This window comes from Pseudomonas sp. LB3P25 (assembly GCF_054897985.1).
In genome coordinates this window covers 6,434,779-6,450,032 of sequence record NZ_CM142711.1, presented here as the reverse complement: position 1 = coordinate 6,450,032, position 15,254 = coordinate 6,434,779, and the positions used below count along the sequence as shown (strand labels likewise).

16 protein-coding genes are annotated in these 15,254 nt (G+C 53.7%); 4 read left to right on the top strand and 12 right to left on the bottom strand.

What is annotated here, in order from left to right; all coding sequences use genetic code 11:
• Window positions 1–80: 80 nt before the first annotated feature.
• Both ACYZTW_RS29740 and ACYZTW_RS29735 read left to right on the top strand, forming a co-directional pair.
• Window positions 81–1,079 (top strand): AAA family ATPase, encoded by a 999-nt coding sequence (locus ACYZTW_RS29740; protein WP_462002886.1) that lies wholly within the window; start codon window positions 81–83, stop codon window positions 1,077–1,079.
• A complete protein-coding gene (locus ACYZTW_RS29735; RefSeq protein ID WP_462002885.1) occupies window positions 1,076–1,618 on the top strand; it encodes a hypothetical protein in 543 nt (180 codons plus the stop codon). Before ACYZTW_RS29740 ends, ACYZTW_RS29735 begins: the two co-directional genes overlap by 4 nt.
• A 448-nt stretch (window positions 1,619–2,066) precedes the next feature.
• On the opposite strand, the gene ACYZTW_RS29730 is transcribed toward ACYZTW_RS29735, so the two are convergent.
• The 3 genes from ACYZTW_RS29730 to ACYZTW_RS29720 form a co-directional block, all read right to left on the bottom strand.
• Window positions 2,067–2,564 (bottom strand): JAB domain-containing protein, encoded by a 498-nt coding sequence (locus ACYZTW_RS29730; RefSeq protein WP_462002884.1) that lies wholly within the window; start codon window positions 2,562–2,564, stop codon window positions 2,067–2,069.
• 132 nt (window positions 2,565–2,696) lie between these two features.
• Complete coding sequence (locus ACYZTW_RS29725) at window positions 2,697–3,665, bottom strand: DUF932 domain-containing protein (protein ID WP_462002883.1); 969 nt, start codon at window positions 3,663–3,665, stop codon at window positions 2,697–2,699.
• Between the two features lie 141 nt (window positions 3,666–3,806).
• Window positions 3,807–4,142, bottom strand: a complete 336-nt coding sequence (locus ACYZTW_RS29720; RefSeq protein WP_462002881.1) for a hypothetical protein — start codon at window positions 4,140–4,142, stop codon at window positions 3,807–3,809.
• A gap of 539 nt (window positions 4,143–4,681) precedes the next feature.
• On the opposite strand from ACYZTW_RS29720, the gene ACYZTW_RS29715 reads away from it, so the two are divergent.
• Window positions 4,682–4,912 carry a helix-turn-helix transcriptional regulator gene (locus ACYZTW_RS29715; protein WP_462002880.1) on the top strand — a complete coding sequence of 77 codons (231 nt, stop codon included), beginning with the start codon at window positions 4,682–4,684 and terminating at the stop codon, window positions 4,910–4,912.
• 159 nt (window positions 4,913–5,071) lie between these two features.
• On the top strand, window positions 5,072–6,241 hold the full coding sequence (locus ACYZTW_RS29710) for a YagK/YfjJ domain-containing protein (RefSeq protein ID WP_462005865.1): 1,170 nt from the start codon (window positions 5,072–5,074) through the stop codon (window positions 6,239–6,241).
• 2 nt (window positions 6,242–6,243) lie between these two features.
• Here the strand turns inward: ACYZTW_RS29710 and ACYZTW_RS29705 are convergent, their stop codons facing one another.
• From ACYZTW_RS29705 to ACYZTW_RS29665, 9 genes are all read right to left on the bottom strand, one after another.
• Entirely contained in the window at window positions 6,244–7,104 is an 861-nt protein-coding gene (locus ACYZTW_RS29705) for a hypothetical protein (RefSeq protein ID WP_462002879.1), read from the bottom strand.
• 60 nt (window positions 7,105–7,164) lie between these two features.
• Window positions 7,165–8,394, bottom strand: a complete 1,230-nt coding sequence (locus ACYZTW_RS29700; protein WP_462002878.1) for a tyrosine-type recombinase/integrase — start codon at window positions 8,392–8,394, stop codon at window positions 7,165–7,167.
• Between the two features lie 446 nt (window positions 8,395–8,840).
• Window positions 8,841–9,593 (bottom strand): S24 family peptidase, encoded by a 753-nt coding sequence (locus tag ACYZTW_RS29695; protein WP_462002877.1) that lies wholly within the window; start codon window positions 9,591–9,593, stop codon window positions 8,841–8,843.
• A 223-nt stretch (window positions 9,594–9,816) separates the two neighbouring features.
• A complete protein-coding gene (ppa, locus tag ACYZTW_RS29690; protein WP_462002876.1) occupies window positions 9,817–10,344 on the bottom strand; it encodes an inorganic diphosphatase in 528 nt (175 codons plus the stop codon).
• A gap of 113 nt (window positions 10,345–10,457) precedes the next feature.
• On the bottom strand, window positions 10,458–11,270 hold the full coding sequence (locus ACYZTW_RS29685; protein WP_462002875.1) for a M90 family metallopeptidase: 813 nt from the start codon (window positions 11,268–11,270) through the stop codon (window positions 10,458–10,460).
• 6 nt (window positions 11,271–11,276) lie between these two features.
• The gene (locus ACYZTW_RS29680; protein ID WP_462002873.1) at window positions 11,277–11,933 is read right to left on the bottom strand and encodes a DedA family protein; all 657 of its coding nucleotides are present in this window, start codon (window positions 11,931–11,933) and stop codon (window positions 11,277–11,279) included.
• A gap of 333 nt (window positions 11,934–12,266) precedes the next feature.
• Complete coding sequence (locus ACYZTW_RS29675; protein ID WP_462002872.1) at window positions 12,267–12,728, bottom strand: GNAT family N-acetyltransferase; 462 nt, start codon at window positions 12,726–12,728, stop codon at window positions 12,267–12,269.
• Between the two features lie 118 nt (window positions 12,729–12,846).
• Window positions 12,847–13,671 (bottom strand): ethanolamine ammonia-lyase subunit EutC, encoded by an 825-nt coding sequence (gene eutC / locus ACYZTW_RS29670; RefSeq protein WP_462002870.1) that lies wholly within the window; start codon window positions 13,669–13,671, stop codon window positions 12,847–12,849.
• Between the two features lie 8 nt (window positions 13,672–13,679).
• On the bottom strand, window positions 13,680–15,074 hold the full coding sequence (locus tag ACYZTW_RS29665; protein WP_462002869.1) for an ethanolamine ammonia-lyase subunit EutB: 1,395 nt from the start codon (window positions 15,072–15,074) through the stop codon (window positions 13,680–13,682).
• Window positions 15,075–15,254: the final 180 nt, after the last annotated feature.

Genomic DNA, 15,254 nt, shown 5'->3' with positions numbered 1-15,254 from the left:
GCTTTGGGTTCAGTCTATGAGACCAAAAGGTGACGGACACATTTTTGGAACACGCAAAAAACGATTGACTAGGAGTCGCTATGTTCAAGCAGTTGAAACTGGAAAACTTCACGGCGTTCAAAAGCGCACAGTTCGACTGGGTGCCGGGTATCAATGTACTGATCGGTGCCAATGGCACCGGTAAGACTCACATCATGAAGCTTATCTACACGTTGCAGATGGCCGGCCATGATGCGTCGGCCTTGCACAAGAAACTCGCGACTGTATTCCGTCCTAGTGGTGGCCGAATTTCGCGTCTTGTCAATCGTAAGCGTGGCGGCAGGGCAGCGCAGGTCATCTTGCGAACAGTCGATGATCAAGCGCTTTCTTTGCTTTTCGACACGACCCGGCACCAGACCTTCGAGTTGCAAGGACGTTGGAATGTTGAGCGTTCGCCGGTATTTATTCCAGTCAAGGAGGTACTGTCGTTCGCCCCGGGGTTCATTTCCCTCTATGACAAGTACGAGTTGGCTTTCGAAGAGATCTACTACGACATCATCAAGCAGGCTTACCTACCTACACGTAAGGGAATGCCGCTAAAGGATGAGCAGCCGCTTTTGGAATTCATCCGCAAGACGGTCGGCGGCAAGGTTTCGGTTGTCGGTGATGAGTTTCACCTCAGTGCCGGCAACAAAAAGCTGGAAATTTCACTGGTGGCCGAGGGGCACCGCAAGTTGGCATTGATCTGGCAGTTGATTCACAACGGCTCTCTTTTTGCCAATAACACATTGTTCTGGGATGAGCCCGAAGCGAACCTCAATCCATCGCTGATGAAGGACGTTGCCAAAATACTGTTGATGCTGGCTGAGCGTGGCGTGCAGGTATTCGTGTCAACGCACAACTATGCCTTTCTTCGTGAGTTGGACTACGCCAAGGCTGAGGTGCCAACGCGGTACTTCGCGCTGGAACTGACCAAGGATGACGGTGTGATATCACATGCCTTTTCAGGCTACGAGGACATCCAGCCGAACAAGATCGCTGAGGAGTACCAGCGGCTATATGACCTAGAAATTCAAAAGTCGCTGGGAGGCGCGAAATGACTCTTTGGGAGACCCATCCACTATGGCGAGAGGACGATCTGTTCTTTGATTTCTCTGCAGCAATGCAGGTCATCAAGCTGGATGAGGAAGCCCGAGGGCTGACGCATTTACTGAAAGGTGGCGTCGATTTTGTCGTCGAGTGGAGTAATCAGCTGTGGCTTGTCGAGGTGAAGGATCCCGATAGTGGCGATATTCCTGAGCAGCACCGAGATCAACAGCAGAAAAATTTTCTACATACGTTGTTGAGCAACGAGCTAATTGAAAAACACCTGTTTCCCAAACTTCGTGACAGCCTGATCATTCTCGGCATGGATCGGGGGATCGCGGAAAAGCCGTTGAAGTACATCACAGTGATCGGTCTGAGCACCCTTGAGCCTGCTCAACTTAATGGTCTGAAAGAGCGGTTATGGAAAACTGAGTGGTTGGCAGGTGCAAAGCGCGGCTGGAACAAGTCTTTTGAGGTGCATGTGATGAACGTTGGGCAATGGAACCGTTCGTTGACTCAATGCCCAATTACCCGAATCAGCGAGCAGCACTAGATCCTATACGAAATCCCTAACGCTTTAAAATCTCGGCCATCAAAGGCAGCAGTCCTCAATGACGAGTGCGTCAATGTTGGGGGAACTGCGATTCCTACCGCGACCGAACATCACCCATCAAGTTGGGATTCTCGTTTCTCTGCTGTAAGGGACCGGCGAACACACCTTCTTCGCTCGGCCGGTAAGGGCGATGGTGTCCGCGTATTTTGATCTGACCCCGAAAATTTGGACGCCTTCTATGCCCGCCGTGCTTGAGTCCTATATTCCATAGGGCTCAGGCCACATAGCTTCAGCCTGATTCGCGAATTAGTTTCATGGATGCTTTGGGTCGATGCTTTGGGTAATTGTACTGACAAAAAAAAGCATGACCTGGCGGACGAGTGCGGTCGAAGACCGCCCCAGCGTCGGCCAAGGGCAGTCTGTCGAACAGAATGATTAAACTCTCGGTTTAACGGCAACCTTGTTCGACCAGTGAGATGCAGCCTCCCCGGCCTACCACGACATGATCCAATATCTGGGTGCCAATCATGTTGAGAGCGTTTTTGAGGGTTGGGGTCAATGCGCAATCAGCTTGGCTGGGCGCGGAATCGCTAGAAGGATGGTTATGCACTAGGATCACGGCTGCTGCGTTATGTTCCAGGGCGATCTTGACCGCCTCCCGAGGGGACACGCAGGCAACCTCCAATGCGCCCCTGAATAGTTCCCTGAAACCAATAACCCGGTGCTCGGTATCTAGCAGTAATAGAGCAAAGAGTTCGTGTTCATGGAATTGCAGCAGCGTTTCTAGGTGACTGAAGACGAGTCTACGTTCAGTCAGCGCCCGACCTTTAGACAGACGATACATCGCGAGTTGTTGAGCCATCTGCAGGATGTCGGCCTCGGTGACCGGAGACTCCATGACATAAGTGTCGGGTGTTTCACCGGCTTTGAGCTTGGGATATTTCATGCTGGTATTCCTATCCGAACGCGTGAAAGCACTGGAGGGTGGGTGGCGAAGTTACTGGAAGGTGGGTGTCGGGATTAAATGATCCGACCCCCCTTTAGGCGAGATCGCTTGGCAGTAATGGGGTCCGATGGTTCATGCAACGAGTTGTAAGGCTGCATCGAGAGCCTTCTGTTTGATTACTGCACCTTGCCCAAACCATGCCGAATCCATTCGATACTCAGAGCTCCTGGCGCGTCTTTCATGATCCACATATTCAGTCACGGCGTTCAGCAAGCCCCATGCTGTACCGCGAGCGGATGCCATATTAGATCCTCGGCCTTTACCTTCGTACAGGCTTTGTACCTTCTCCATTGCTCGTTTGTTGGGCAGTACATTGGGAATGGGATCATGCGCGCTGGTGTCGCATAGCACGTCCATGAAGAAGCCCATGGCCTCAGTCCACTGAACCTTACGTTCCGCGAGTGCGCGCATCCGATACATGAATTCGTCCCATTGCGAGACGGCAATGCCTAGTTGTTTTTTTACTGCCTGCGAATCAAAGCGCGTGCTGTGCGGGACTTTGATGGCGCGGGTGGTTCCGTTCAGAGAGATAGTCAGTGTGTTATTGCAGACCACGCGAACAGTGGTGGGAGTCGCAGTGGTGGCTAGTGTGCCGTCACAGGAGGTGGCCAGTAGCAGATAGCCGTTCACTTGATCATTCCCCTTCAGCGCGGTCTCTTGGCCAGTCCTGGCAAGCGCCCAGAACTTGCGTCCACCTTTAAGCACTCCGGCAGTTTCCAGTTCATACCCTGAGACCTCGGTGAGGTCCCGGTAGAACTCCAGGACTTCACGCGGCTGTACCACTTGATAGCGATTAGATACCACCGATAACGGCGCTTTGGTGTCGGAGCGATACAGCACCTTCTGTTCCGGAAAGGAATGGATCGAGCCTAGGGTGCCGATAGTGTCTGATTTGAAATGCACTGGGCTGTCCTGGATTTGCCAGTTCATGCCGGCTTCGCGCTGCCAGACTTCCAGCGGTTGTTTTTGAGTCAGGCGGTTACCCAGACCATGCCAAGGGGTAGCGCCAACGTAGGCCATTTGTTCGACGAGATGAGCCATAGAAATGATTCCTTATCATAGGCGCACGACGAGGCCGCTGAGCGTTCAGCAGGGATTAGTCGACGTGCTGGATGGTATTTGAGAGGGGGTAGTGATGGATCAGATGGGGGCAGCAGTTGCGTAAAGCGGGAGATGGACAGCTTAAGTGGAATGACGGCTGCTAAATGACAGTCCGCAGTCGAGACAACTGTAATTGTCCAAAACCCGTTCATCGATGACTTCGCCAAGTTTGGCGCCCGCGATACAGCCGGTCGCCGCTCCGGCTAATCCACCGAGAATGGCCCCGACCATACCGCCAGCAACGACACCAGCGGGGCCGGCCACGCCGCCGATGACAGCGCCAACCTCGGCGCCACCCATAGAGGCTGTGACACCTTGGGCTGTGCCACTGACGGTGCCGATAAGGGCGCCGACTTTCCTGGCGAAATCCTTGGTGATGACAGTGCTGGAGTGACAGCGTGGGCATTGAGTGGTCATGTCCAGGGTTCCTATGGAGAGAGTCGGGATGAAGTCATTGCACCGGCATAGAGCTCATCAAACGGATCGCCTAGGCGATCCGTTTGAATGGTGAGCTTTCGAGTGTGGAGGGATGCTAGATACGCAGAGGTACAGGGTTGTGATGTATGACTGAAATTTCGTTGGCTGCGAATTTTGAGGGATTTTCAATCTCGATTATGGCTCGAATTGTGCTTGCGAGTGGCGCTCTGGAATCTGTTCGGATCTTGCAGGACTGGCTCAGATCGAGTTGGACAAGGTGAAGGAAAGATATTTTCTGCTGGAAATTGACCATGAGAACTAAGTCCCATGTCTGAGAACTAACTCTCGGACGAGCCAATGCGTGCACGCATGCACGTACCCGTATACGCGCGCGCTCGCGAGGTAAACAGCCGTGGGCACCCGCCTGGTGTGTTGGCGCGACTCTGTAAAACTTCTACATAAGCACCGGTAATTTTCTGGACGAGGGAAACCCTTTAGAGTGGTTCCATCGCGTACCAACGCAGTCTGGAGCTCAAGAAATGGCAGGAAGTAGCACTACCCATCCCAGGGTTTTACGCCTAAAGCAGGTGCTGGATCGTGTGGGGTTGTCGCGGTCAACGATATATGACCGGATGAACCCTGCTTCGCCGCGTTACGACCACTCGTTCCCCAAACCAATGAAAATTGGTAGTTCAGCGGTAGGCTGGTTGGAATCGAGCATTAACAAATGGATTGAATCACTGGTTGATAGCACTTTGGGGGGGAGTTGAGTTTAGAAAAAAACTCAGTATAAGCCCGTCTAGATATAAGTCGTTTTGCGTACTAACTTAAGAAATTGGTTGAGTTAATTAAGTCTCGATTTGGGTGGTGCATTGGATTTTTATTCGTGGAGTCTCTGGGGTGAAGGAGATATGTGAATATTGGTTTATATGTTATTAGATAATAGCTATGAGTTGTTGATTGATTATGATCGTATAATTGTTTATGAGTGTGGTGGGGTTATGAGTTTTAATGAATGGAAGTTTGTCGATGTTTATAAGGAGAAGGTCGATGAGGATTTTTATGATCCAATAAGGTGCGTAGAGTCTTCATCTGCTAATGGAGAAGGTATGCTGTTTGATTCTGTTAGTAGGATCATGAGGGCTGTAAGTGTGGTGGAGAAAACATCAGGTGATATCTTTAGGGTGGAGTCGCTCAAGCGTCGAGACGGAATTGCGTCAAGCAAAGCGGAAAAGTGTATTATCTCAGCGGTTACAATTAACTATGTTGAGCTTGAAAGAGGGATGGTGTTGTTTAAGGTCAATCCTTATGTCAGTGCGTTTTGTGAGTGTTATAGAAAAATAAACCCTTCAAGTCCATACAAGATAGAGAGAGCAGAATTACCTGAATGTATTCGTGGGCTAAATCGGTTCGTTGATGCAGTGAGAGAGTGGATATCTGGCGGGGCATTCAAGCGGGAAATGTCCGCACATGTGCGGGCAGCTAATAAGAACTACTCGGGCTTGTTGAGTTACATAGATTCTTTGTTTGCACGTTATTCTCGACTGTTGGTTTTGAGAGTTGATTTCTCATATGGAAAGGGGAGGCTTGAAGTTGAGGGTTATAGCCGATTGAGTGATAGATTGGACGCGCTACGTATTGTTACGAAGCAGATTTCTCAGCATCGGATAGAGCTGATCGACCATCTGAAAAATAAGTGCCCTGAACTGGGGATGGTGGGGTATGTATGGAAGCTTGAGTACGGGAGAGAGAAAGGCCATCATTACCACATGATGTTCTTTTTAGATGGGGCGAAGGTGCGGCAGGATATTGTCATTGCGAAGCTGATAGGTGAGTACTGGAATAATGTGATTACTCAGGGGAAGGGCGTTTATTATAACTGCAACGGGAATAAAGCTAAGTACAGGCACTGTGGTGTGGGGATGATTCACTACAGTGAGGCGGAAAAGCTGAGCAGTCTTAAAGGGATGGCAGCAATCTACCTTACCAAAGCGGATCGATATGTAAGTGCTTGCATGCCTGGGAACAAAAGAACATTTGGTAAAGGGAACTCGCCAAAGGTTGGCGAGCGATCAGTTGGTCGGCCGAGAGAGCATTAATATCAATCAGAGATGTAATGAATTGGAGGTTTTGCGATCCTAACGGCAGCGGAGACGATAGGATCATTTTTTATCCAGCGTCTCAATGTCTTTTCGATGTTGCTCAGTGCGGGACGTCTTACGTTGTTTTCTACTATGTATTTTTTTATTTCTGGTAATATTGCTTTGTAAGCATCTAACTCTTGAGTCCAGCCTTCGTGCGGAGCTAGTGTGTTAATAAGGTCGCAAATTTTTTGTTTGGTGGCCAAGTAGTGCTCCTTGCGAGCAAGGCCTCCTTCTGTCGCAACCTCTGATCGTGTTTTGGTTGCCTCTTTAAAGTATCGTTGGTCTCCTGAATAAAGCATATGCATGCCGCAAAATAATATTTTTATTCCTATATCTGCTCCGTGTGCTTGGTAGTAAGCTATCGCGATAAATATGCTTGAGTAAGCGTTTTTTATATGTTGGAAGGTAGCGCTTTTTTCCTTTGTTAGAATTGATTTTAATTTATTTTTTAGTTCCTTGTTGTTGTGTGAGTATGTGTTCGTGCGTTCTACTAATATTTTATCAAGATTGATTTTGTTTTCGTTCGAAATGGTTCTGCGAAGCATCATGTATCGTTTTATTAGTATTTCAAGCACTTCATTTGCTGCGTTCTCTATGTTAAGGGCGGCTAGGTGTTTGTATTCGGGGTAGTCCGCTAGGTTTGGTAGGAAGGGTTTTTCTTTGGAAGGGGACTTCTCGATTATGAGTTCTAGTTTTGTTTTTTGGGTTGCAGTCCAATTATCAAAGTCTAGAGAGATCTCTATGGAGAAGGGCTTTTTTATTTTGGGGTCGTTACTTGTATGTGTAATAATTCTTAATTTGTTGCGTTGAATCTGCAAAATTTCATCGTCCTTGAATCGGTCGCTGAGGCAGCTGCTTCGAAGGAGCTGCTTATATTTTTAAACTGAATTAGTTGCTCGGGTGTTCTCAGTCAGCGGCTTGCATATGAATTTAGCCCAATCTGTCATGAGTGCCCGTCGCTTGTCGAGGAAATCGGAGCGAGAGTACGCCCCTTCAGTTTGGTCGCGTTCGTCATGTGCGAGTGCCATTTCACAAACCTCACGTGGGTAGTGCGTGCATTCACCCGCCCAGTCACGAAAGGAAGAACGAAAGCCGTGTCGAGTGATGTGTTTGTACTCCATGCCGTGCAGAAGCGTGCGTATGGCGTTTGTATGCATCACTCCTGACTTACCCTGGCCTGGGAACAGATAGGGGCCTCCTTCAGTTCGTGGAATGCTTCGCACCAGCTTTATCGCCTCCTCGGCAAGCGGGACGACAAATGCCACGCGCATTTTCATGCGCTCGTCCGGAAGAGACCAAGTGCAAGCTTCCAAATCAAACTCATCCCAACGAGCGAACCTGACCATGTGGGCACGTGCGCTGGTCATGATCAGCAGTTGAGCGGCCCAAGACGGAGGTGTGGAGTTTGCCCTGAGCTTTATCATCAGCTCCGGCACATCCTGCCAACGTAAAGCTTCAAAGTGCTCACGCTTCCGAGCCTTCTTCTTTTCAGCACGGCTCAACAGATTCTCTAAATGCCCGCGCCAGCGAGCAGGGTTCTCACCTTGTCGTAGATTACGTGCCTTGGCGGCATCCAGAACCTGCTCAATTTGCCCACGCACCTCGTCAGCGGTTCTGGTCTTGGTGGCCCAGATGGGTTGCAACACCTTAAGCACTTCGGGAGTGCCGATGTCTTCAGCTGACAGCTTGCCTATGTGATCAAACGCATACAGCTCTAGCTTTCGCAGCCAGCCTTTACGCCATTTCTCCGACCACGCCGCGCCGTGAGCATCACGGTATTCCGTTGCGAGCATCTCGAACTTAAGTTGCTTGGCTTCGCTTGCACGTTGGGCTTCCCGTTGAGCAGCGCGCTCTATGTCTCTGGCTGCCAGGGGATCAATGCCATCGCTCAATTGGGTGCGTTTGGTGCTGGCATCTTGTCTGGCCTTCTTAAGGCTGACTTCAGGAAAGGAGCCCAAGCCCATCTCTCTGCGGCGGCCTGCCAGTTGGAAGCGAAGTAGCCAGGATTTGCGCCCGGTAGGTTTGACGACCAAGCGAAGCCCGTCACCATCTTCGTAGGTGCCAGGTTCGGTCAGGTTTTCGACTTGTTTCGGATTCAGCTTACCCATTGGATTTTCCCTGTCGTCCCTTCTGTCCCCCCAATTGTCCCCCCACTTCATCGTCGGATGAGGTCGAATGGTGTTGAGCACCATCGGACAGGGGAATGCTTGAGACGCCCGCAATAGCTAGGCTATCGGCAGGATTCTCGGATGGGATAGGATTATTTCGGACAATTAAAAAGCCGGCTTGTGGCCGGCTTCTCGGGGACTGGCTTGGTTCATTTTTGGTAAACCGCGCCAGCCTTCAAAACGTACACCCGGATCTTGCGTCCGGCTGTGGGACTCGGCGAGAGCGTGATCTGCCTTGTCGGTGCGATCGGAGCCGCGGGGCGGGTCGATGCGCAAATGTGGGGCGCAGCATACTGATTTTTTTGCACAATTCCCAGCATGGTGTGCGACCTAGAGCTATTCCCGAGCCGTACGCAGGCTTCGCCAGCTGCTACAAAGTTATGTGTTTACAAAAAAGGTATGGGTGGCCTGCGTTTATTCAGGGTCGACCACCAGAACACCCATCCCAGAACCCTAATGTTTTGTTCTTCGATTTGTGGAGGTCTGAAGACTTCATCCGGGTATTCGGAGCTGTTGTGGCTGCGCATGCGTATCGCGTTGCCTGGTACCCGGCTCAAGTATTTGATGCGCAACATGCCGTCGTGCTCGATTGCGTAAATCTCTCCGTCAACAATTTGCGTGAGCCCGCGGTCGATGGCGACGATGGAGCCATCTTCAATTTTTTCGGCCATGCTGTTGCCAACCATGCGGGCGCAGATGGCATCGGCGTGGTTGATTTCCAGGGAGTCAAGGTCGCTGCGCGGCAGGCGGATCGATTCGCTCGGGTCTTTGATGACATGGGTTTTGTCGGAGCCGGGGGCGGTGGCCGCTTCTTTGTAAAAGGGTAGTTCGATATCGACTGGGTCGATGACCCGATAGGTGCCCCGGATTGACTGGGCGTCGAAGGTGTTGCCGGATTCGTCGATCAGATGCAATTCCCTGGCGTCTTGCGGTCCTTCGCCGGTTTTCAGCCATTCAGTGTTCACGGACAGTCTTCTGGCGACATCTTCCATGCGGTAGTCAGGAACTCCGCGGGTATACCAGTTATGGACAGTTTGAGGGTCGGAAATACCCAGGAATTCGGCAAATCTCGTTGTCGTGATTTGTAGCTCTTTCAGGAGCATTCTGAATCGTGGGCCGCAGGTTTTGTTCTTTTTCATAAACACGAGTCTAGCCTTGCGGCATAAGGCTTTGATTCAACAAAACGTTCAAATCTGGCGTGAAATTTAAGTCCTGATGTAAGACGTCTTTTGTAAAAATTAAACTAGAAAAAACCGGTTTGCCCGCCAGTTAAATGTGCTGTTGAACATGATATTCAAACGCCCACAAAAAACCCCGGATCAACCGGGGTTCTTCGTTATAGCCGCTCGTGAGAGGCGGCTATCAGCCTTTATAGGCAGCAACCGACTTCATGATCTCGGTGCGAGCGGCTTCTGCGTCGCCCCAACCTTCGATCTTCACCCATTTGCCTTTTTCGAGGTCTTTGTAGTTCTCGAAGAAGTGCTTGATCTGCTCCAGCAGCAGAGGTGGCAGATCGGTGTATTCCTTCACGTCGACGTACAGCTGGGACAGCTTGTCGTGTGGGACTGCGATGACTTTGGCATCGCCGCCGCCGTCGTCGGTCATGTGCAGGATGCCAACCGGACGGGCGCGCAGGACCGAACCTGGAGCAACCGGGTAAGGGGTTACGACCAGCACGTCGAGGGGGTCACCGTCGTCAGCCAGGGTGTTCGGGATGAAACCGTAGTTGGCCGGGTAGAACATCGGGGTGGCCATGAAACGGTCAACGAACAGGCAATCGCTGTCTTTGTCGATTTCGTATTTGATCGGCGCGTGGTTGGCCGGAATCTCGATCGCGACGTAGATGTCGTTCGGCAGGTCTTTGCCAGCCGGAATCTTGCTGTAGCTCATTGGGCGGTGCCCCCGTTAGTTGACCAAAAACACTTGGCCGGATTGACCAAAAAGTGGCGGCGATTATAGGCATATTCCGCCGCCGATGCCACGATCCAAGGGTCGTAGAGACCTTAGTCGCGTGCCTGATAGACCGGGTCTTCGGCCAGAAGTTGCCGCAGCCGGGCCAGAGGGTCCTGACGATAAAACAGCTTCAACTGCTCATAGACCAGAGGATACGCCTCGTGCAGCAAATCCGGGGCGCTGAAGAAGTATTCGCTGGTGACCGCGAAGAACTCGGCCGGGTTTTCCGCGGCGTACGGGTCGATGGCGGTGTCAGCGTCGGGATTGCGGTCCAGTTGCCGGTCGAGGTCGTCGTAGGCCTCTTGCATGACCTTGGCCCAGTCGCTGACCCGCATGTCGGCGTGCAGCGGCGGCAGGCCGTTGGCGTCGCCGTTGAGCATGTCGAGTTTATGCGCGAGTTCGTGGATCACCAGGTTGTAGCCTTCCCAGCCACCGCTGGCCATCACGCCGGGCCATGCGAGGATGATCGGGCCTTGCTGCCAGGCTTCGCCGCTGTGTTCTCCGTCCCATTCGTGCTCGACACCACTGGCATCTCGATGGCGCTGTGGGCTGAGGAAGTCGTCGGGATAGAGGACGATTTCGTGGAAACCCTGATACCAGTTCAGATCGCCCAGGTGCAGCAGCGGTAGTTGCGCCTGAGCGGCGAGCAGCAGGTGTTGCTCCTGGTGGAGCTCGACGCCGGGCAGGGCGGTCAGGTGTTTGTCCTGGAGGAACAGCACGCTGGCTTCGCGCAACCACTGGTCTTCGGCGGCGCTGATGCCATCGAGAAAACTCAAGTGATGACGCACTCGCTGCCACATGTCGTCGGCAATCGGATGCTTGGCCAGGGTGCGCTGGCGACGCCAGGCGCTCAGGGACCACATGGTGAATCAGCGCGATTGGGCTTTGGACGCGGCGTTAGCAAGGCGACTGCGGATCATGCCGATGATCATCGGTACCAGCGACAGCAGGATGATGCCCACTACCAGCAGCGACAGGTTCTTTTTGATGAACGGTACGTTGCCGAAGAAGTAACCGAGGGTCACCAGGCCACCCACCCACAGAATAGTGCCGAGGACGCTGAAGGCGAAGAAACGCGGGTAGGGCATTTTGGCCACGCCGGCGACAAACGGTGCAAAGGTGCGAATGATCGGCATGAAACGCGCCAACGTCACCGTTTTGCCGCCGTGCTTGTCGTAGAAGTCGTGGGTTTGTTGCAGGTAGTCGCGGCGGAAGATTTTCGAGTTCGGGTTACTGAATAAACGCTCGCCGGCCGTTCGTCCGATCAGGTAGTTGGTGCTGTCGCCAAGGATTGCCGCCAGCATCAGCAGGCCACCCAGCAGCACCGGGTCCATGCCGCCGCCGGCGGCTACTGCGCCAGCGATGAACAGCAGGGAATCGCCCGGCAGGAATGGCATCACCACCAGGCCGGTTTCGCAGAAGATCACCAGGAACAAAATGGCGTAAATCCATGGCCCGTAGTTGTTTACCAGCAAATCGAGGTACACATCGAGATGCAGGATAATGTCGAGCGGGTTGAAATCCATGGAGAGCACCTGTAGTGACGGCCCGACTCGGCAGGCCTGTGCGGATGACTTCGCGAAAGCCTACAGACGGGTGTAGTTTTTCTTACGAACCGGAAAGGTCGGCATTATACGGGCTGAGAAGTGAAAAGCGCGTTGAGTTTGTAGCGGGGGATTTCGAGGGATCAACTAGAATCTGTCGGCTTTGCAAAACCCCTGTGGCGAGGGAGCTTGCTCCCGCTCGGCTGCGCAGCAGACGTAAAACTGACCCACTGCGGACTTGGGTTTTGGGAGTGCTTCTCACTCCAGCGGGAGCAAGCTCCCTCGCCACAAGAGCCTGCCTACTCACCCAGAACCTTACAGCTCGTCGCTGATCGGCAGCACGTAGTTCTTGAACTCGGTGTCTTCCTTGAACCCGATGGATTCGTAGGTTTTGCGCGCGACTTCGTTATTGCTGCTGGTGGAAACGCGCATGCGTACAGCGTTGGTTTCCTTGGCCATTTTCTTCGCGGTGCGGATGAGGTTGTCGGCCACCAACTGGCGGCGGGCCTCTTCGGCGACGTAGATGTCGTTGAGGATCCACACGCGTTTAAGCGAAAGGGACGAAAAGCTCGGATACAGCTGACAGAAACCCATCAGTCTGTTGCTGTCGTCATCGGCCAGGGCCAGGTAGATCACCGACTCCTTGCGACGCAGGCGTTTCTCGAGGAACGCACGGGACGAGTCCGGATAAGCCAGGGAGCCATAAAACTCGCGATATTTGACGAACAACGGGGTCAGCAGGTCCAGGTGTTCGAGGGTCGCTTGAATAATCCGCATGGTAGGTCTCGTCTTCAAGTGGCTGTCTTCACGTACTGTGACGGCGAACGGTTCTCACTCGGGCAGTCGTGTTTCGATCCTGCCTGAAACTGAATCAGAAACGCAATGCGGAAACGGTTCAGGCATCCGGCAGACTCAGTAGGAAATTACCTTTCATGTCTGCTCCTGCGTCCGACTCCAGCGTCTGAACCTGCGCTTCGTCCTTCAGATTGACCCCTGACAACTGCCGCCGGCAGGCCTCGCGCATCAAATACAGCAAACGGTGTGCCGCCATGCCGTAACTCAGGCCTTCGAGCCGGACATTGGAGATGCAGTTGCGATAGGCATCCGTCAGCCCGACCTTTGGATTGTAGGTGAAATACAAGCCCAGGCTGTCCGGGGAACTGAGGCCAGGGCGTTCGCCGATCAAAATCACCACCATTTTCGCGCCCAGCAGTTCGCCGATCTCGTCGGCTACGGCGACTCGGCCCTGTTCCACTAGAATGACCGGTGAGACGGACCAGCCGTCACTCACAATCTGATCTTCCATCCGAGCCAGAAACGGCAGGGTATGGCGATGAACGGCCAGCGCCGACAACCCATCGGCAACGACAATTGCCAGATCGACACCGCCGGGATTGGCCAATGCGTAATCGCGCAGTGTCTGAGCCGACTCATCACTCAGCTTTCGCCCCAAATCGGGGCGTTGCAAATAACTGTTCCGGTCCGTCGCGGCGCTGTGTAGCAGCAAACTGGCACGCCCGCGTTCAGCCAATTGCGAACTCAGCCCCGCAGGGTCGAACGGCAAGTGCACCGCATCCCGTGCCTGAGCGTGGGCGTACTGGAAATCCAGCTGCGCGCTGGTCGGCATGCTGGTGCCGGTTCTACCCAAGGCGATCCGCGCCGGGGTCAGGCGACGCAGTTCCAGCAACGGGTTCTGTGGATCCACGGGTGGTTTATCCATTTCAACACTCATCCCAGTTGCGCCATCGCTTGGCGGAAGGCCGGCGGCAGGCTGTCGCCGAAATGAATCTTGCCGTCCGCCTGGGTGAAGATGCCCATTCTCGCCAGCCACTGTTCGAATTCCGGCGCCGGTTTCAGGCCCAGCGTCTGGCGGGCGTAAAGGGCGTCATGGAACGAGGTGGTCTGATAGTTGAGCATAATGTCATCGGAGCCGGGGATGCCCATGATGAAGTTGATCCCGGCCACGCCCAACAGGGTCAGCAGGGTGTCCATATCGTCCTGGTCGGCTTCGGCGTGGTTGGTGTAACAGATGTCGCAGCCCATGGGCACGCCCAGGAGTTTGCCGCAGAAGTGGTCTTCGAGGCCGGCGCGGATGATCTGTTTACCGTTATAGAGGTATTCCGGGCCAATGAATCCTACGACGGTGTTCACCAGGAACGGCTTGAAATGGCGCGCCACGGCGTAGGCGCGGGTTTCGCAGGTCTGTTGATCGATGCCGTGGTGGGCGTTGGCTGACAGGGCGCTGCCTTGGCCGGTCTCGAAATACATCAGATTCTGGCCCAGCGTCCCGCGATTCAGGCTCAAACCGGCGTCGTAGCCTTCCTGCAGCACGTTCAAGTTGATACCGAAACTGGCGTTGGCCGCCTCGGTGCCGGCGATCGACTGGAACACCAGGTCCAGCGGAACGCCGCGATTGATAGCCTCAATGGACGTGGTGACATGCGTCAGCACGCAGGCCTGGGTTGGAATCTCGTAGCGCTGAATAATTGCGTCGAGCATTTCCAGCATGGCGCAGATCGAAGCGATGCTGTCGGTGGCCGGGTTGATGCCGATCATCGCGTCGCCGTTGCCATACAGCAGGCCGTCCAAAACGCTCGCGGCGATGCCGGCCGGTTCGTCGGTGGGGTGATTGGGTTGCAGGCGTGTGGATAACCGCCCGCGCAAACCCATCGTGCCGCGGAATTTTGTAACAACACGGATTTTTTGCGCCACCAGCACCAGGTCCTGCACACGCATGATCTTCGACACGGCGGCGGCCATTTCCGGTGTCAGGCCGGGCGCGAGTGCGCGCAGGCTCTGTTCGTCGGCCGCGTCGCTGAGCAGCCAGTCACGAAAACCGCCGACGGTGAGGTGGCTGACGACCGCGAAAGCTTGTTTATCGTGAGTGTCGATGATCAGTCGGGTGACTTCATCGGCCTCGTACGGAATGAGTACTTCTTGCAGGAAGTGGCAGAGCGGGATGTCAGCGAGGGCCATCTGCGCGGCCACACGCTCGCCATCGTTGAGGGCGGCGACGCCGGCCAGAAAGTCCCCGGAACGCGCTGGACTGGCCTTGGCCATGACTTCCTTGAGACTCTCGAAGCGATAGGTCTGGGCGCCGACGGAATGGGCAAATGCGGCCATGGAACGGAGTCCTCCTGATTCTATAAACAACTCAAATACACCACCGAGCCCCTTGTGGGAGCGAGCCTGCTCGCGAATGCGGAGTGTCATTCACCACAACTGTTGGATGTCAGACCGCTTTCGCGAGCAGGCTCGCTCCCACATTGGGAGCTGCGTGCACTTCAATATGGCAGGCACCGG